General features: G+C 70.3%; 13 protein-coding genes. 5 read left to right on the top strand and 8 right to left on the bottom strand.

The features are described 5' to 3' along the window. Window position 1 precedes the first annotated feature (1 nt). The 5 genes from ABH926_RS40065 to ABH926_RS40045 all read left to right on the top strand — a co-directional run bounded on the left by ABH926_RS40065 (window position 2) and on the right by ABH926_RS40045 (window position 8,279). Window positions 2-2,026, top strand: coding sequence for a dipeptide ABC transporter ATP-binding protein (locus tag ABH926_RS40065; protein WP_370371385.1), 2,025 nt, complete (start codon window positions 2-4; stop codon window positions 2,024-2,026). Window positions 2,027-2,364: 338 nt separating this feature from the next. Further along, entirely contained in the window at window positions 2,365-3,348 is a 984-nt protein-coding gene (locus tag ABH926_RS40060) for an ABC transporter permease (protein WP_370371383.1), read from the top strand. A 58-nt stretch (window positions 3,349-3,406) separates the two neighbouring features. Beyond that, window positions 3,407-4,342, top strand: a complete 936-nt coding sequence (locus ABH926_RS40055) for an ABC transporter permease (protein WP_370371381.1) — start codon at window positions 3,407-3,409, stop codon at window positions 4,340-4,342. Further along, a complete protein-coding gene (locus tag ABH926_RS40050) occupies window positions 4,339-6,492 on the top strand; it encodes a dipeptide ABC transporter ATP-binding protein (RefSeq protein ID WP_370371379.1) in 2,154 nt (717 codons plus the stop codon). Before ABH926_RS40055 ends, ABH926_RS40050 begins: the two co-directional genes overlap by 4 nt. Before the next feature lie 56 nt (window positions 6,493-6,548). Then, window positions 6,549-8,279, top strand: coding sequence for an ABC transporter family substrate-binding protein (locus ABH926_RS40045; protein ID WP_370371378.1), 1,731 nt, complete (start codon window positions 6,549-6,551; stop codon window positions 8,277-8,279). Between the two features lie 59 nt (window positions 8,280-8,338). Here ABH926_RS40045 and ABH926_RS40040 read toward each other — a convergent pair whose 3' ends face one another. From ABH926_RS40040 to ABH926_RS40005, 8 genes are all read right to left on the bottom strand, one after another. Next, window positions 8,339-8,731 carry a hypothetical protein gene (locus tag ABH926_RS40040; protein ID WP_370371377.1) on the bottom strand — a complete coding sequence of 131 codons (393 nt, stop codon included), beginning with the start codon at window positions 8,729-8,731 and terminating at the stop codon, window positions 8,339-8,341. Window positions 8,732-8,855: 124 nt separating this feature from the next. After that, entirely contained in the window at window positions 8,856-10,520 is a 1,665-nt protein-coding gene (locus tag ABH926_RS40035; protein WP_370371376.1) for a hypothetical protein, read from the bottom strand. A gap of 95 nt (window positions 10,521-10,615) precedes the next feature. Further along, window positions 10,616-11,326, bottom strand: a complete 711-nt coding sequence (locus ABH926_RS40030; protein WP_370371374.1) for an ABC transporter ATP-binding protein — start codon at window positions 11,324-11,326, stop codon at window positions 10,616-10,618. Further along, window positions 11,326-12,165 carry an ABC transporter ATP-binding protein gene (locus ABH926_RS40025; protein WP_370371372.1) on the bottom strand — a complete coding sequence of 280 codons (840 nt, stop codon included), beginning with the start codon at window positions 12,163-12,165 and terminating at the stop codon, window positions 11,326-11,328. The genes ABH926_RS40030 and ABH926_RS40025 overlap by 1 nt, the downstream gene beginning before the upstream one ends. After that, complete coding sequence (locus tag ABH926_RS40020; protein ID WP_370371371.1) at window positions 12,162-14,111, bottom strand: inner-membrane translocator; 1,950 nt, start codon at window positions 14,109-14,111, stop codon at window positions 12,162-12,164. The genes ABH926_RS40025 and ABH926_RS40020 overlap by 4 nt, the downstream gene beginning before the upstream one ends. Window positions 14,112-14,126: 15 nt before the next feature. Continuing rightward, window positions 14,127-15,773 (bottom strand): ABC transporter substrate-binding protein, encoded by a 1,647-nt coding sequence (locus ABH926_RS40015; RefSeq protein WP_370371369.1) that lies wholly within the window; start codon window positions 15,771-15,773, stop codon window positions 14,127-14,129. A gap of 190 nt (window positions 15,774-15,963) precedes the next feature. Beyond that, window positions 15,964-16,497 (bottom strand): RNA polymerase sigma factor, encoded by a 534-nt coding sequence (locus ABH926_RS40010; protein ID WP_370371571.1) that lies wholly within the window; start codon window positions 16,495-16,497, stop codon window positions 15,964-15,966. Between the two features lie 479 nt (window positions 16,498-16,976). Beyond that, window positions 16,977-18,563, bottom strand: coding sequence for a SpoIIE family protein phosphatase (locus ABH926_RS40005; RefSeq protein ID WP_370371367.1), 1,587 nt, complete (start codon window positions 18,561-18,563; stop codon window positions 16,977-16,979). Between the last annotated feature and the right edge of the window lie 168 nt (window positions 18,564-18,731).

The raw sequence follows: 18,731 nt of genomic DNA, 5'->3' as shown, positions 1-18,731 counted from the left end.
CATGGCACTTCTAGAGGTCCAGAACCTCCACACCCAGATCAAGCTGAAGCGCTCGGTCGTCCAAGCGGTCGACGGCATCAGCTTCACCGTCGAGGCCGGCGAGACCATCGGCATCGTCGGCGAGTCCGGCTCGGGCAAGACCATGACCGCCATGTCGATCATGCGGCTGCTGCCCAACGGCGGCTCCAGCCCGGACGGCAGCATCTTCCTGGACGGCCGGGACCTGCTGCAGCTGGACGACGAGCAGATGGCCAAGGTCCGGGGCAACGACGTCGGGATGATCTTCCAGGATCCGATGACCTCGCTGAACCCGACCATGACCATCGGCAAGCAGATCGCCGAGTCGGTGCGGATCCACCGCGGGGCCAGCAAGTCCGAGGGCCTGGACCGCGCGGTCGAGGTGCTCTCGCTGGTCGGCATGCCCTCCCCGCAGCAGCGGGCCCGGGACTACCCGCACCAGCTCTCCGGCGGCATGCGCCAGCGCGCGATGATCGCGATGGCGCTGGCCAACGAGCCCAAGCTGCTGATCGCCGACGAGCCGACCACCGCGCTCGACGTGACCGTGCAGAAGCAGATCCTGGAGCTGATCGACGGCCTGCGCGAGCGCCTGGGCATGGCGGTCATCCTGGTGACGCACGACCTCGGCGTGATCGCCGGCCGCGCGGACCGGGTCAACGTGATGTACGCCGGGCGGATCGTGGAGACCACGACCACCGAGCGGCTGTACGCCAACCCGCGGCACCCGTACACCGAGGCGCTGTTCGACTCGCTGCCCGAGCGCGGCGCCGACAGCGGCACCCGGCTGTACTCGATCCCCGGCATGCCGCCGGACCTCACCAACCCGCCGGCGGCCTGCCGCTTCGCGGCGCGCTGCCGGTACGCGCAGGACGACTGCCGCGCGCAGGATCCGCCCTCGCGCGTGGACGAGGTGGGCCACGAGTTCGCGTGCTTCCATCCGGTGGGCGCCGCGGAGCGCTCCGGCGAGGAGGTGGCGGTCACCCTCAGCGAGGGCACCACGCCCCACGAGCTGCCCACCCCGGAGCTCGGCGAGGTGCTGCTGGAAGTCAGCGACCTGGTCAAGGACTACCCGATCACCAAGGGCTTCCTGCGCCGGCAGATCGGCTCGGTCAGCGCGGTCGCCGGGGTCTCGTTCAGCATCCGCAAGGGCGAGACCGTGGGCCTGGTCGGCGAGTCCGGCTGCGGCAAGACCACGGTGGCCAAGCTGATCGTCGGGCTGGAGGACACCACGGCGGGCGCGATGCGCCTGGAGGGGGCGGACCTGGCCGCGCTGAAGTCGGGCGAGCGGCGCCGGAAGAGCCGCGACGTCCAGCTGATGTTCCAGGACAGCTACGCCGCCATGGACCCGCGCATGCGGGTGCGCACGGTGGTCCGCGAGCCGCTGGACATCCAGAAGGTCGGCGACAAGGAGACGCGCGACGCGCGGATCAAGGAGCTGTTCGAGCAGGTCGGTCTGCCGGCCTCGGCGCTGGAGCGCTATCCGCACGAGTTCTCCGGCGGCCAGCGGCAGCGCGTCGGCTTCGCCCGGGCCCTGGCGCCCGCGCCGAAGCTGATCGTGGCCGACGAGCCGGTCTCGGCGCTGGACGTGTCGATCCAGTCGCAGGTCCTGAACCTGATGAAGGACCTGCAGGCCGAGCACGGGCTGTCGTACCTGTTCATCTCGCACGACCTGTCGGTGGTCCGCTACGTCTCGGACCGCATCGGCGTGATGTACCTGGGCAAGCTGGTCGAGATCGGCCCGGCCGAGGCGGTGTACTCCAAGCCGATCCACCACTACACCAGGGGTCTGCTGGACACCATCCCGGTGGCCGATCCGGAGGTGGAGAAGGCCAAGGCCAGCAGCGGCATCGCCGGCGAGCTGCCCAGCGCCATCAACCCGCCCTCGGGCTGCCGGTTCCGCACCCGGTGCCCGGCCGCGCAGGAGATCTGCGGGCAGGTCGAGCCGCCGCTGGTGCCGTACGGGACCGAGGGGCACCAGGCCGCGTGCCACTTCCCGATCTGGGAGTAGCGCGGGTCACACCGTAGCGGTAAGGACCCCTGGGTCCGGAGAGGCTGACGCCCTCTCAAATTGTGGACACAATCGAAGATCGCTACGGTGAGGACACCGGGTACGCGTGAGCATCCGCGTACCCGGTGTCTTTTTTTACCCTTATGCGCATACTGCCCGTTATTGGGTCTTCACGAAGTGTGTCAGGGTTTATAACTAGAGATCACTTTGTGTCCTTTTCGTGATCGATTTCCCGGTGAACATCAGAGAACCTGTTACCAACGGGCTCGACACGATCTGTACTGCCTCACCGATCTACGCCCGCTTAACCGTTGGGCATAGAGCACGGAGGGTCAGGCATGGGTGCCTTCATAGTTCGCAGGCTTCTGAACTATGTGGTCTTGGTGTTCGTCGCCACGTCCCTGGCGTACCTGGGGGCCTCGACGGCCTTCCATCCCAAGGACATGTACCTGCAGAAGAACCCTCCGACCAAGCCCGTCGTGATGTACCAGGAGCTCAACGAGCGCAACGAGAACCCGGAGAAGCCGGTGTTCGAGCGCTACGCGCACTGGGTCGACGGCGTCGCGCACGGCGACTTCGGCAAGACCTGGCAGCTGGACTCGGTCAACAAGCACTTCTCGATCAGCGTGTGGGTCACCGTGCGCCTGGTCACCGTCGCGGCCGTGCTGTCCGCTCTGCTGGGCATCCTGATCGGCTCGTTCCAGGCGGTCAGACAATACAGATTCAGCGATCACGCGATCACATTCGGTTCCTATATCGTCTTCGCGATGCCGGTCTTCGTGCTGGCGCCGCTGCTGAAGCTGATCGCGGTCCAGGTGAACAAGGCGGTCGGCGGCGACACCCCGTTCCTGCAGTACCAGGGCGAGATCGACCCGAACGCCACGGGCTTCTTCGGCCAGCTGTTCAGCCGCGCCGACCACCTGCTGCTGCCGACCATCTCGCTGTCGCTGGGCCTGATCGCCTTCTACAGCCGCTACCAGCGCGGCCAGATGCTCGACGTGCTGGGCTCGGACTTCTTGCGCACGGCGCGGGCCAAGGGCCTGCGCAAGAGCCGGGCGATCCTCAAGCACGGCGTGCGCACCGCGGTCATCCCGGTCATGACGCTGGTGACCTACTCCACGATCCTGACCTTCGCCGGCGCGATCATCACCGAGCGGGTCTTCGGCTGGAACGGCCTGGGCTCCTGGTTCACCGACGCCACCAACCACTCGGACGTGAACTCGGTCGCGGTGATCACGCTGTTCTCCGCGGTGCTGGTGCTCATCGCCGGGATGCTCTCGGACGTCATCACCGCCCTGCTCGACCCGCGGGTCCGGCTGTGACCGCGCCGTCGACCCCCGCCGCACCGCTTTGCCAGACCAGCCACCGAAGGGCCCTGTGATGACCGCTCCGACCCCGGCCGACACCGCCGTCGAGTCCGTCCAGCCGCTCGCCGCCGCCCTCGATGGCGCCGGGCGCTCCGGGCGCGCCGCCCTGGTCTGGCGCCGGTTCCGCCGCAACAAGCTCGCCATGGTGGGCCTGGTCGGCCTGGTGCTGCTGTTCGTCTTCGCCTTCGCCGGCCCCTTCCTGACGCACTGGTCGCCCAGCGACATCGACCTGATCAACACCCAGTCCGGGCCGACCGGGGACCACCTGTTCGGCACCGACGACGTCGGCCACGACATGTTCGCCCAGACCGTCAACGGGATGCAGAAGTCGCTGATCATCGGTCTGCTGGTGGCCCTGCTGTCCACCGGGTCCGCGGGCCTGCTGGGCACCGCCGCGGCCTACTTCGGCGGCTGGTGGGAGAAGGTCATCGTCTGGCTGACCGACCTGTTCCTGGTCGTGCCCTCGCTGTTGATGCTGATCATCCTGTCCCCGTACTTCCAGGGCGCGAACTGGCTGGTGCTGGTGCCGATGATCGCGCTGTTCAGCTGGATGATCACCTCGCGGGTGGTGCGCGGCATGACGCTGACCATCCGGGAGCGGGAGTTCGTGCGGGCCGCCCGGTACATGGGCGTCCCGGCCTGGACGGTCATCCGCCGGCACATCATCCCCAACCTCTCCTCGATCCTGATCGTCGACTTCACGCTGAACGTGGGCGCGGCGATCGTCACCGAGTCGTTCCTGTCCTTCCTGGGCTTCGGCATCCGCAGCCCCAACGTCTCGCTCGGCACCGTGATCAACGACGGCGCGCAGTTCGCCTCCACCGACCAGTGGTACCTGTTCGTGTTCCCGGCCTCGGTGCTGGTGCTGATCATCCTGTGTGTCAACTTCATCGGGGACGGCCTGCGCGACGCCCTCGACCCCAACTCGACGGGAGCCTCGGCGCGATGAGCCAGAACCTGCTGCTGACCGACGCCTCCGGGCGGCCCGAGAAGTCCAAGAAGCCCGAGAACCCGGCTGCCGCCGGCACGCCGCTGCTGTCCGTGCAGGACCTGCACGTCACCTTCGGCTCCGAGGCCGGCGACGTGCGCGCGGTGCGCGGCGTCAGCTACGACCTGCACCCCGGCGAGGTGCTGGGCATCGTCGGCGAGTCCGGCTCCGGCAAGTCGGTGTCCTCGATGGCGATCCTGGGCCTGCTGCCGGACAACGCCCGGGTCACCGGCTCCATCAAGCTCGAGGGCCGGGAGCTGCTGGGTCTGAACGACAAGCAGATGTCGAAGATCCGCGGCAAGGACATCGCGATGGTCTTCCAGGACCCGCTGTCCGCGCTGACCCCGGTGTTCACCGTCGGCGACCAGATCGTCGAGGCGCTGACCGTGCACCGCAAGTTGTCCCGGGACGCCGCGCGCAAGCGGGCGCTGGAGCTGCTCGACGTGGTCGGCATCCCGGACCCGGAGCGGCGCTACAAGAACTTCCCGCACGAGTTCTCCGGCGGCATGCGCCAGCGGGTGATGATCGCGATGGCGATCGCCAACGACCCCAAGGTCATCCTGTGCGACGAGCCGACCACCGCGCTCGACGTGACCATCCAGGCGCAGATCCTGGAGGCGCTGAAGAACGCCCAGGAGCTCACCGGCGCGGCGATCCTGATGATCACCCACGACCTCGGCGTGGTCGCCGGCTTCGCCGACAAGGTCGCGGTGATGTACGCCGGCCGCCCGGTCGAGCAGGGCGCCGTCGACGAGATCTACTACAGCCCACGCATGCCGTACACCATCGGCCTGCTGGGCTCGATCCCGCGCCTGGACGACTCGGCCGAGCAGGGCCGCCGGCCGCTGACCCCGATCGAGGGCAACCCGCCCTCGATGGTGGGGCTGCCGGACGCCTGCCCGTTCGCCGACCGCTGCCCGATCGTCACCGACATCTGCCGCGACGCCGAGCCCGAGCTGCTGCCGGCCAGCCCCGGCTCGCACCCCTCGGCCTGCCACCGCCGCGCGGAGCTGGAGAACGGGACCATCCCGATCGACGAGGTGTACCCGGTCCCGGACATCCCGGAGGCCCGGTTGGACACCGTGCCGCGCGAGCAGCGCGAGCCGGTGCTGGCGGTCACCGGCCTGCAGAAGCACTTCCCGCTGCTGCGCGGCGCGGTGTTCAAGCGCCGGGTCGGCACGGTCAAGGCCGTGGACGGCATCGACTTCGAGATCCGCGAGGGCGAGACCCTGGGCCTGGTCGGCGAGTCCGGCTGCGGCAAGACCACCACGCTGCTGGAGATCCTGGAGCTGGTGGCCCCGCAGGCCGGGTCGATCGCGGTGTTCGGGCGGCAGGCCGCGAACCTGTCCGGGCGCGAGCGCATGGAGATGCGCAAGGACATCCAGATCGTGTTCCAGGACCCGATGGCGTCGCTGGACCCGCGCATGCCGGTCGGCGAGGCCATCGCCGAGCCGCTGCGCACCCACGGCTGGTCCCAGGACAAGGCGGCGGCGCGGGTCGCGGAGCTGCTGAAGCTGGTCGGCCTGGAGCCGTACCACGCCGCGCGCTTCCCGCGGGAGTTCTCCGGCGGCCAGCGGCAGCGCATCTGCGTGGCCCGGGCGCTGGCGCTGAACCCGAAGGTCGTCATCCTGGACGAGCCGGTCTCGGCGCTGGACGTGTCGATCCAGGCCGGCGTCATCAACCTGCTGGACGAGCTGCGGGCCAAGCTGGGGCTGAGCTACCTGTTCGTGGCGCACGACCTGTCGGTGGTCCGGCACATCGCCGACCGGGTGGCCGTGATGTACCTGGGGCGCATCGTCGAGATCGGCGACGTGTCCTCGGTGTTCCACACGCCGTCGCACCCGTACACCCAGGCCCTGCTCTCGGCGATCCCGCTGCCGGACCCGCGCAAGGAGCGCGAGCGCTCGCGGATCCTGCTGCCCGGCGACCTGCCCTCGCCCGCGAACGTGCCCTCCGGCTGCCGCTTCCGCGACCGCTGCTTCAAGTACGCGTCGCTGGATGCTGCTGGACAGAGCAGGTGCCGCGACGAGGACCCGGTCATCCTCGCGCGTCCCGGCAAGGCCGACCACGCCACCGCGTGCCACTTCGCGGACGCGCTGCAAGTGGTCTGACCAGGTCCCCCTACTTCACTTACTCACCCCTGCGTTCCACTACGGGAGAATCGACAATGTCCAGCATCACCAAGAAGTCGCCGGCGATCCTCGCGGTCCTGGCGACCGCCGCCCTCGCGGCGTCGGCCTGCTCCTCCAGCAAGGGCTCGTCCTCGAACGGCTCCGCGTCCGGCGGCGGCAAGTCGATCCCGGTCGCCACGGCCAACGACATCAACGCCAAGGACGCCTCGACCCTCAAGGGCGGCACCCTGACCCTCGCGATCGACCAGTACTCGTCGCAGTGGAACGGCATGACCAACAACGGCAACGAGCAGGACACCCAGAAGGTGCTGTCCACGATGATGCCGCAGCTGTTCCACTTCGACGCCACCGGCAAGGCCACCCCGAACCCGGACTACCTGGTCTCGGCCGACGAGAGCACGGTGGGCGGCAAGCAGACCGTCACCTACAAGCTGAACCCGAAGGCCAAGTGGTCGGACGGCACCCCGATCACCTACAAGGACTTCGTCGCCACCTGGAAGGGCGAGGAGGGCTCGGCGGCCGGCTTCGACGTCGCCAGCTCCACCGGCTACGACCAGATGGCCTCGGTCGTGCGCGGCGCCGACGACTTCACCGTCGTGGTGACCTACAAGACGCCGTTCTCGGACTGGAAGAGCATGTTCGACCAGTTCGACGGCGCCGGCCTGTACCCGGCCTCGAAGATCTCCACGGCCGACGGCTGGAACAAGGCCTACATGAACGCGATCCCGGTCACCGCCGGCCCGTTCAAGCTCCAGGGCATGGACCCGACCAACAAGACCGTCACCGTCGTGGCGGACCCGAACTGGTGGGGCACCAAGCCGATCCTGGACAAGATCGTCTTCCGGGCGATCGAGGACACCTCGGCCCAGGCCGACGCCTACAACAACCACGAGATCGACGCCTTCGAGGTCGGCCCGCAGTCGGCGCTGTACGCGAAGATCAAGGACACCACCGACAGCACCGTGCACTACGCCGGCGGCCCGGACTGGCGCCACATCTCGATGAACACCCAGAGCCCGGCGCTGAAGGACGACGCCGTCCGCAAGGCCGTCTACCAGGCCCTGGACCGCCAGCAGATCGCGAACGTGGACCTGAAGAACCTGGGCACCTGGAAGCCCACGGTCCTGAACAACCGCTTCTTCGTGAACAACCAGACCGGCTACCAGGACAACGGCGCCGACGTCGCCTACAACCCGACCGCCGCCAACGCCGCCCTGGACGCGGCCGGCTGGGTCAAGGGCAGCGACGGCATCCGCGCCAAGGGCGGCGTCAAGCTGGACCTGAAGTGGATCGAGCCGCAGGGCGTGAAGACCACCTCCAACGAGGCTCAGATGGTCAAGGCCGACCTGGCCAAGATCGGCATCGGCCTGGAGGAGACCCCGGTCAACAGCGACGACTTCTTCGACAAGTACATCAACACCGGCAACTTCGACATCACGGCCTTCGCCTACACCGGCAACCCGTTCCCGATCAGCAGCGGCGCCCCGCAGATCCAGTCGGTCACGGACCCGAAGAACATCCACAACAACCCCCGCCTGGACAACAACCCGGCGGTCGACCAGGCCCTGACCAAGGCCCTGTCCGACACCGACCCGACCCAGGCCATCGCGGACGCCAACGCCGCGGACAAGCTCGCCACCGACCAGGCCAGCCTGATCCCGCTGTACCAGCGCCCGCAGATCTGGGCCACCAAGACCACGCTGGCCAACTTCGGCGCGTTCGGCTTCCAGGACTACGACTGGACCAAGGTCGGCTTCACCAGCTGAGCCAGGACACAGTGAAGCGCGGGCCCCGTTCTGGCGGAACGGGGCCCGCGCCGCTGCGTTCAGTCGCCGGCCTCCAACGCCAGGATCGCATCGGCGAGCCGCGCGATCTCCCCGGCCAGCAGCTCGGTCTGCTGCCGCTGCTGATGCGCGATCCGCGCCAGCCACGACCCGAAGAACAGGAACCCGCCGAGCGTGGTCAGGGCGAGCCCGCCGATCCCCCCGGACACCAGGTAGGCGACCTGCTCGAAGCTGTAGGGCGTATGCGCCGCGCCGTACCAGCCCAGGCCGATCGCCAGCAGGCCCAGCGGCATCAGCAGACTGCCGGCCAGCGACAGGCCCTGCTGCATCAGCCGCTCGGACTCGGTGGTGCGGGCCTTGGGGCGGGCCGCGACGGCGGCGGCGCGGAGCTGGCCGTTGATCGCGCGGCCGGCGAAGGTCTTCGCGGTGCTCATCGATCGCCCTCCTGAGCGTGCTGGGGTGCCGGGGTCGGGGCCGGTGGCGGTGCTGTTCCGGCTGCTCGCGGCGCTGCTGGCTGGGTAACTTTCGCCGGTGCCGCGATGGCTTGTGTCGCTGCCCTCATTCCTCGAACTCCCGCAGGTCCGGCACCCCGGTGGAGTGCCCCGCCTCGCAGCCCGCCCCGCCGAACAGCAGCGTGCTGTACTTGCGCAGCCCCCACGCCGCCAGGCACGCCACCGCCGCCGCGCCCAGCATCAGCTGGCCCGGCAGGCCGCCGAAGGCCGCCGGTGTCACCTTCGCGGCCGTGTTCTGCAGTGGCGGGTTCGGCGGGGCCATGCTGCCGGTGGTGCCGCCCGTGGAGCCGCCGGTCGTGCTGCCGCCCGTGGTACCGCCGCCGACCGTGCCGCCGGTCGTGGTGCCGCCGCCCACGGTGCCGCCGGTGGTGCCGCTGGTCCCGGAGCCGCCCGTGGTGGTCGTGCCTCCGGTGGAGCCGCCGGTGGTGGTACCGCCGTTCGTGCTGGCCGCGCCGCCGGCGGTCGTGCCGCCGGTGGTGCCGCCGGTCGTGGTGCCGCCGGTCATGTCGATGGCCTGCGAGGCGTCCGCCTTCGACTTCGCCGAGCCGACGGTCAGCACGATCTTCGGGGCCAGCTGGGGCAGGATGCCGATGATCTGGCTCAGCTGCGGGGGCAGCTGCTGCGTCAGTGAGGGCGGGATCTGCGCGAACAGCTGGTTCAGCACCGGTGTGAGCGGCAGCATCGCCTTCAGCTTCGCCGTGTCGATGGTGATCTGCAGGCCGTGGCTGAACATCTCGCCCGCCGTGTCCTTCGACACGTCGCCGGCCGCCGGCAGCGCCACCGAGATGCCCAGCGGGGCCAGCAGCGGGTTTATCGCGTCCGGCAGTTGCGGCAGCGCGATCAGCCCGAAGGGGGTCTGGATCCCGTTCGCCGTGATGCCGAAGTTCACTCCGGCCACCGACATCGAGCCGTAGTCGACGTCGCCGGTCGAGGCGCCCTTGACGCCGTCCGACGTGCTCTGCGAGGTGACATTCAGGCCGTCGAACTCGATCAGGCCGCCGAGGATCAGCAGCTTTCCGGCGTCGGACTCCGCGGTGGCGACGGCCTTGCCGTTGGTCACCGTCGCCGAGGACTGCGATCGCTCGCCCTGCACGTCCACCAGCGCCGACTGGCCGGTGAGGAACTGGATGAGCGTCCCCAGATCCGGCAGCTGCGGCGCCGGCAGCACTCCGCCGAGCAGTCCGCCGAGCAGGCCGCCTGAGGAGGACGACGGCGCCGAGGACGGCGCGCTCGTCGGCGACGACCCCGGCAGCGCCGGCCCGGTCCCGGGCAGCGGCAGCCCGAACGTCGACACCGAGGTGGACCCGTTGCCGTCCGTGTGGGACTGCATGTACGAGCCCGGGATCGGCTGCATCGTCGCGTCCGGGGTGTTGCCCGGATACTGCACGTTCGTCAGGATCGGGTACTTCACGTCGGGGGCGTTGAACAGCTGCCCCAGCCCGAACGCGATCGCGTCCCCGGGCCACAGCCAGCTGGCCGTCGCGGCCCCGGTCGGCCCGGACCCGTAGCTGGCCCGCGTGTAGGACAGGTCGAGCTCCAGGTTCGGCTGCCCCGGCTGGGCCGGGATCGGGATCTTCGGGTCGTAGATCTCCATGGTGATCGGCGCGGCCGAGGCCGAGATCGTCCAGCCGCCCAGCCCCGGCGACGACCCGCCGTCCGCGGGCCTGGGCGCCGGGGCCGGACCGGCCCACACCGCGGGCGCCGTCAGCACCCCGAGCGCCACCGCCGCTGCGGCCGCACCACCGCGCCGGACACCCGAACCCCCAGCTCTTCCAGAACGCCCAGCTCTTATAGAACGCCCAGTACTCACGCTGCCGCACCTCCCAGATACAACGCGGCCAGATCCCGCCGGATGACCTCCGGCTCGTCGAAGGCCACGATCCTGCCGTGCGTCATCACCGCCGCGAAGTCCGCGACCCGCAACGCCATGTCCGCGAACTGCTCCACCGCGACCACGGTCACCCCCTGCTCCGCGATCTGCCCGAGCACGTCGTACAACTGCCTCACGATCAGCGGCGCCAGCCCCATCGACAGCTCGTCGACCAGCAGCACCGCCGGGTTGGTCACCAGCGCCCGGGCCATGGCGAGCATCTGCTGCTCGCCGCCGGACATCGAGCCGGCCAACTGGTCGTAGCGCTCGGCCAGACGCGGGAAGCGGCTGAACGCCGTCTCGTAGATCTCCGCCGCCGAGGACTGCCCCGCCAGTCCCGAGAGCCGCAGGTTCTCCGCGACCGTCAGGTTCGGAAAGATGCCGCGGCCCTCGGGGATCGTGCACAGGCCGGCCCGGGCGAGGGCGTCCGGCGCGGCGTCGTTCACATGTGAGCCGCCGAGGTGTACGTGCCCTGAGGTGGCCCGCAAACGTCCCGAGCACACCTTCATCAGCGTGGTCTTCCCGGCCCCGTTCGGGCCGAGCAGGGCCACGACGGCGCCGCGCGGGACCGCCAGGTCGACGCCGTGCAGCACCTCGATGCGGCCGTACGCCGCATGGACGCCCGTCAACTCCAGGATCGGAGCCATCAGAACCAGCCTCCGGTCTCTTTCTGCTCCTCTTCGTCTTCCGCGCTCTCGGCGGCCGGCAGTACGAGCGTGGCGTCGGCGGGCTCGTCGCCCTCGTCGCCCTCGTCGTCCTCGCTGTCCGGCTCGTCGTCCTCGCCGAGATACGCCTTACGCACCAACGGATCCGCCTGCACCTCCGCCGGCGTCCCGGAGGCGATGAGCTTGCCCCGGTCGAGCACGTGGATGAGGTTCGAGACCCGCATGATGAGCCCCATGTCGTGCTCCACGATCAGCACGGCCCGGCCCTGCGCCGCCAGGTCCCGCAGCAACTCGCCGAACGCGTCGGTCTCCGCCTCCGACAGCCCCGAGGAGGGCTCGTCGAGCAGCAGCAGCTCCGGGTCGATCGCCAGCGCCCGCGCCAGTTCCACCAGCCGCGCCACGCCGGTCGGCACCGAGTCGGCGCGCGCGTCGGCGTAGCGCTCCAGCCCGATCCGCTTGATCAGGCCCCGGGTCACCTGCGCCGGCTTGGCGTTCTTCGCCCGCACGGCGTCGGCCGCGACCCGGATGTTCTCCTCGACGGTCAGCGAGCCGAACGCCTCCAGGCGCTGGAAGGTGCGCGCGATCCCGTGCCGGGCGCGGCGATGCGTGGGGGTGTGGGTGATGTCGTCGCCGTCCAGGAACACCTTGCCGGCGGTCGGCCGCTGCAAGCCGGTGACGACGTTGAACAGCGTGGTCTTCCCGGCCCCGTTCGGCCCGATCAGCGCGGTCACCTGCCCGCCGTCGGCCGAGATCGTGGCGCTGTCCACCGCCGTGACGCCGCCGAACCGGACCGTCACGTCCTTCACATCCAACCGGGTCACGCCTCGACCTCCGCGTCGTCCCCGACCATGACCGGGCCGTCGGTCCCAGAACCCTTACCCGCCATGGAGCGGCTCGCGATACCCCGGGCGATCCCCGCCGACCCGATCCCGAGCCGCGCGCCCAAAGGGTTGTCCCGCAAGGAGAACAGCCATCCGGTGATCCCGTTCGGCTGCTTCCCGAGCCCGACCGCGGCGACCGCCAGGATCAGGAACAGGTAGGCCTGCGTGCTCGGATAGCTGTTCAGCGCCATCAGCAGCATCCCGCCGAGCAGCGCGCCGCTCACCGACGTCACTCCCGCGCACACCACGATCAGCAGCAGCGGCAGGCTGTTGAAGAACTGGAAGTTGGTGCTCCCGACCTGGTTCTGCAGCCCGGCGTAGAGCCCGCCGCCGAGCCCGGCCACGGCCGCCGACGCCGCGAACACCGCCACCCGCGCGGTCCGCGGGTTCAGGCCCAGCGTGGCGCAGGCCGCGGGCGAGTCGCGCAAGGCGATCAGGATCCTGCCGTACCGGCCTTTGCGGAGCACGATGACCGCTGCGCCGAGGACGCAGAAGACCGCCGCCGCCAATACGGCGTAGGCCTTGTCGGAGGTGAAGCGGTAGCCGAACATGTCCAGCCGCTTGGTCATCAGCGATCCGCCGAACCCGCCGAGCGACGGGTTCTGGAACACCATCGTGTCCATGATCTGCGCGAACGCGATCGTCGACAGCGCCAGATACAAGCCCTGCAACCGCAACGACGGCAGCGCCACCAGGACCCCGGCGAACGCCGCCAGCAACGCCCCGGCCAGGATCGCGGTCGGGGCCGAGGAGTGCATCTTCGCCACGGTGAGCGCGCCGACGCCGAAGAAGCTGAACTGGGCCAGCGACACGTATCCGCTGAACCCGGTCAACGGCACCAGCGACAGCGCCAGGATCGCGAAGCACAGCCCCAGTGCCATCCGGTTCACGTTCACTTCGCTGAGCACCGCGTTGCCGAAGACCACCGCTAGCAGCAGCAGCGCCGAGGCCAGCGCCACCCGGCGCATCTCCGGCGTCCGCACTCCCGGCACGCCGGCCAGCCGTCCCACGCGCAGCTGGGCCTGCGGCATCAGCAACAGCATCAACAACAGGAAGATGGCCGGTATCGCCTCGCGAAAGCCCGTCCAGCCGGGGCCGGTCCACAGGTATCCGGAGGCGTAGGCGTTCAGCAGCCCCAGGACCAGCGCGCCGATGAAGGTCCGGGGCAGGCTGGTCAGCCGCCCGGCCATCGCGGCCGCGTAGGAGTTCACCACCAGGAGCGTCAGCGAGATGTAGTTCAGTTCACTGGGCTGCGCGGAGACCAGCAGGATCCCGGCCAGCGCGGCCAGCGCCGAGCCCATGGCCCAGGCGATCGAGGACATCAGGTTCGGCCGGCCGCCGTGCAGCGCCAGCAGTTCCTTGTCGTCCACCGCCGCGCGCATCGCCACGCCGAGCCGGGTGAACGTCAGGAACGCCCACAGCACGGCCCCGACGACCACCGCCAGCGCCACGGTCAGCAGGTCGTTGCCGCTGATCCGCACCATGCCCATCGTGACGCCGTGCCCGGCGAAGAACTGCTGCACCTGGTGCACGCCCGGCGGCCAGATCTTCTCCGCGGCGCCGATCAGCCCGACCAGCACCGCGCAGGTCACCACCAGCGTGACACCGAACCCGGAGTCGGCGACCCGGCGGATGACCCAGCGCTCCAGCAGCGCTCCGAACAGCGGCGCCACCCCGAACACCACGATCAGCACCGCGAGCCAGTTGGACAGGCCCTGGTTGTACGCCAGCTCCCAGTACACGAACGCCATGACCATCGCGGTGGCGCCGTGCGCGACGTTGAAGATGCGGGTGGTGGCGTAGGTGAGGACCAGGCCCGACGCGGCGATCGCATAGGAGGCGCCGATGACCAGGCCCAGGATGGTGTACGTGAGGAAGACATTCATCCCGCGGCGCCGATCTCAGCTGACGCCGGAGTTGATGAGGTTCCCGCATGTCCAGCCCGACCCCGGGGAGACCCGCTTCCACGCGGACCCGGTGTACTGCATGAACAGCGCGCACGGCGAGGTCTGTTTGCCGCCGACATCCTGCGGCGCGAACAGCCCGTTCCCGGTGTAGTTGTGCACACCGGACAGCGCCTTCACCATCGCCTGCCGGGTGAGGTTCGGCCCGATCTGGTTGGCCAGCCTGGTGAACAGCTCGGCCGAGGACCAGGCGAACATCCCGAAGTAGGTGGGCGCGGCGCCCGGGGCCACCTGGTGCAGCCACTTGGTGTAGAGCTGGAGCTCAGGGTTCGAACCCGCCTCCTCGAACATGGCCGCGTTGCTGAAGACGAAGGTGTTGTTCGCCGCCGAACCGGCCTGCTGGATGTAGTTCGGGTCGTAGCCGGTCGGGTCCAGGACGAAGACCTTCGGCGTGAATCCCTGTTGCTGCATGGCCTGCGCGAGGGTCGCGGCCTCCTGGTAGGCGCCGAGGAACTGCACGTACTGCACGCCGGCCTGCTGCATCTTCACGACGTAGGGCGTGTAGTTCGACTCCGAGACGCCGATCGGCTGGTCCAGGACCCAGGTGAAGCCGTCCTTGGCGTAGGCCTGCTCCCAGGACTTCGCTTGCTGCGCGGTGGTTCCGGTGTCCACGTACAGGAACGCTGCCTTGGAACTCGCGCCGGGGAACTGCTTGTTCCAGAAGTCCGGCTGCACCTGCGGAACCAGCGGCAGCTGCTGGGAGTCGGTGCCGAAACAGACCGCGCAGGTCTGCCGGACCCGGGTGGTGCTGACCGCCTGCAGGTCCGGGATGCCGCACTGGGCCGCCGAGGCCGCGCCGCCGGAGTCGAAGGCGGAGACCGAGCCGACCAGGGCGAAGTCGGCCTGGCAGGCGGTGAGTGTCTGCTGGTTGTCGCCGGCGTCAGAGGTCTGCGAGTCGTAGGAGTGCACGGTGAGCTTGCGGCCGCAGATGCCGTTCGGGTGGGTGGCGTTGAAGTAGGCCACGTAGGCCTGGACCGCCTGCGGCGCCGAGCTGAACAGGCCGCCGATCGGGCCGGACAGGTCGCTGGCGTTGCCCAGGCTGATGCTGGTCGCGGTGACGCCGGGGGCGCTGGAGCCGGTGGCGGTGCCGACGCAGGTGTCCGAGCCCGTGCCGCCGGACCCTCCCGAGCCGCCGCCGCTCCCGCCCGTCGTGCCGCCGGAGCCGCCGGAGCCGCCGGAACCACCGCCGGAGGTCTTGCCGCCGGTGGTGCCGCCGGAGGTCTTGCCCCCGGTGCTCCCGCCGGAGGTGCCGCCGCTGCCGCCGGATGCGCCACCAGACGAGCCGCCGCTGGTGCCGCCGGACGCGCTGCCGCCGGAGGCACCCCCGGACGTGCCTCCGGTGCTGCCGCCGGTCGTCCCGCCGGTGGTGCCGTTGCCGTTGGAGCTCTGGGAACCGTCGGCGCTCTGCGAGCCGTCGTGGGCGCCTTGGCCGTAGGCGATGGCCGCGGCCTTCTGGTCGGCGGACAGGCGTGCGCCGCAGGCGCCGAGGGACAGCGACAGGGCCGCGACGACGATCGCGGCGGCTATCTGGTGGCTGTGGCGGTCAGGACGTATAGGGAATCGCGGAGAGCGCGCGGAGGTCATCGAGTGCTACCACCTGACGGGTCGTCAGAAACGTTGGGTGTAGCAAGGCAGCGTGCTCTAATTCAACAGAGAACTCAATAGTGTTACGAGGGTCTCACGGCGGAATTTGGCAAACCGTGATACTGATTCACTCCTGAGAGTGACGGTGGCGGGGCATTTCAGCCCTCGAGCGCTCCCGGATCCGGGATGTTCAGCCCTTGAGAATCTTGCCGAGCGCTTCCAGCCCGCGGCTCGCCGTCGACTTCACGGTGCCCCGGCTGATGCCCAGCGCGTCGGCGATGTCCGCCTCGGACAGGTCGGACCAGTAGCGCAGCACCAGGACCTCGCGCTGGCGCGGCGGCAGTTTCTGCATGGCCTCCAGCACCTCGCGGTGCTCCTCGGACAGCAGCGCCACGGACTCGGCGCTGGCGGCGTCCGGCACGTGCGGCGGGGTGTAGCCGCGTGCGGTCTTGCGGCGGCGCAGCACCGAGCGCGCGTTGTTCACCACGGCGGTGCGCAGGTAGCCGAGCGGGTTCTCCATGCCGATGAGGTCGTCGCCGTAGCGGCGCCACAGGCCGGTGAAGGAGTCCTGCACCACGTCCTCGGCCGAGGCCTGGTCGTCCACGAGCAGGATGGCCAGCCGGACCAGCGAGAGACGGTGCGCGTAGTAGAGGTCGGCCAGCGACGGCCCGTTCCCGGGCTGCAGCGCCCGGTGTCCGCGCGGCGCGGTGCTCCCGCCGATCATCGCCAGCGGATGGTTCCCGCTGGCGGACAGGTCGTCGGCGTCCTCGGTCGGGGTGTTCAGCGCCTCCCGCAGCGCCGCCACGACGGCGGCGACTCCGTTCGCAGGAGCGCCCGCGACGGTCGCACGACGCCAGCGCGGCCACCATATGGTGCGCGCCGGCCAGGCGACAGCGCCCGCCACACTCATCCGTCAGCTCCTGAAATCGATGTCCCCCCGCCGACCGCACGAAGGCCGGCGACCGACAACCCGAGGCCCCATGCTATCGCTCGACCCGCCTTGGACGGCAGGCCGTATTGAGGGGACGGTCACGGCCGCACTGCAATATACGGGCCGGTGGGGAGCGCCGTCGAAGCGGGTGTGGGGAGAGGGGCGGGTGGGGTGGTGGTGAGCACGGAGGGTGAGGGGGCGGTTCGCCCGCTGTTTCGGAGCTGTGACAGTGCCGCGTCATCGCTGCCGCGCCGTCGCCTTTCCGCCGGCCCTCAGAACTCGAACTCGCACCACACCGACTTCCCCTCCGGCAGCGGCCGCGCCCCCCAGGCCGCCGCCACCGCCGCGATGATGCTGATCCCGCGGCCGTCCTCGTCGGTCTCCCGGGCCAGGCGGCGGCGGGGGAGGTGGTCGGACTGGTCGGCGACGTCGATGATCAGCCGGCGGTCGGTGCGGCGCAGGCGGAGCACCACCGGGGCGGTGCCGTGGGTGACGGCGTTGGCCACCAGCTCGCTGACCGCCAGAACCGCGGTGTCGGTGAGGTCGCCGGCGACGCCCCAGGTGGTCAGCACGCCGGCGGTGTAGCTGCGGGCGTGCGCGGCGATCTCGGGGCCGCCGACCAGCTCCACCGAGGCCGAGCGGAACAGCGCGGCGTGCGCGCCGGTCCAGGCCGGGACGTGCGCCACCAGCAGCGCCACGTCGTCCGTGCGCACCGCGCCGGTGGGGTCCAGGCCGCCGCTGGAGACCGACAGCGGGTCGATGGAGGCCAGGATGTGGTCGCGCACCAGGTCCACCGGGCCGGCGCCGGGGCGGGGCGGCTCCTCCTCCGGCGCGCGGGCGAACACCCGCCGCAGATCGCCGGTGCCGCGCTCCAGAAGCCCCTGGGTGTAGAACGCCAGATACGACCCCGGTGGCACCGCGACGGCGGCCTCCTGCCACGTCCAGTCCCCGCTGCCCAGCGAGGGCCCCGAGGCCCCCTCCAGGACCGCCACGTAGCCGTCCGGCAGCCGCAGCAGCGGCGGCAGGTGCCCGGCGTTGGCGTACGTCAGCGCGCCGCTGTCCGCGTCGTGGACCGCGTACACCAGCGTCGCGACCGGGGACCCGGTGCGCTCGCCGTCGAAGTCCAGCGCGTGCCGGTCCAGGTGGTACATCACCTCGCCGGGCGGCAGGTTCTGCGAGGCGTACGCCCGCACCGCCGCGCGCAGCCGCCCCATCACCGCCGCCGCGCGCACCCCGACGCCGCCGGCCTCCGGGGTCACGCCGCCGACCACCAGCGCGGTGCGGCCGGCGCCCAGCGGGATCGCGTCGTACCAGTCGCCGCCGACCTCCAGCACCGGCTCGTCGTCCAGCGAGGAGTCCTCGTAGCGCACCAGCGCCGGCAGGTAGCACGCCGCGAGCCGGATCTCGTCCGGCTGGATGATCCGTTGCGGCAGCAGGGAACGCTGCAGCATCACCGCCATGTTGCGGTTGCGGGTCTCCTCCTCCAGCAGCGCCTGCGCCCGCCGCACCCGCTCGGTCTCGTCGCGGCAGAACACCGCGACGCCGCCGCTGGCCGGCACGCAGACCAGCGTGTAGTACCGGTCCCCGCCGCGCCGCCGGACCAGCCGGTCCCGCAGCAGCACCGCGCGTCCGGTGTCATAGGCCTGGTCCAGGGCCGCGGGCAGACCGGTGGCGGCCAGTTCCGGCAGGGACTCGCCGATCGGCCGGTGCAGCACCGGCGCGCCGAAGTCGGCCTGGCACGCGTCGTTGGCGGCCAGCAACAGGTGATCGGGGCCTTCGGCGAGGACCGCCGGCATCGGCGCGGCGTCGAACGCCGCGTGCAGCAGCTCCTCGATCGCGGGCATGACCGGTGTCTTCATGGCGGCCTTTCGACGGACGGCGCGGCGACGCGCTGGGGATCATCGAAGAACCTCGCGCGATGTCAGTCAGTGTGGACCTCTGCCGGGGCGCCTCAGGGGAACGGCGCGGGGCGATCCATCCGAATGAGGGATCGCGGAGGGCCCGCGGCCGACAGCGGGATGTGACTG

Origin of the sequence: Catenulispora sp. GP43 (assembly GCF_041260665.1) — a bacterium.
Taxonomy (GTDB): Bacteria; Actinomycetota; Actinomycetes; order Streptomycetales; family Catenulisporaceae; genus Catenulispora.
The sequence above is the reverse complement of the archived record's forward strand: the minus strand, read 5'-3'. Positions and strand labels throughout refer to the sequence as shown.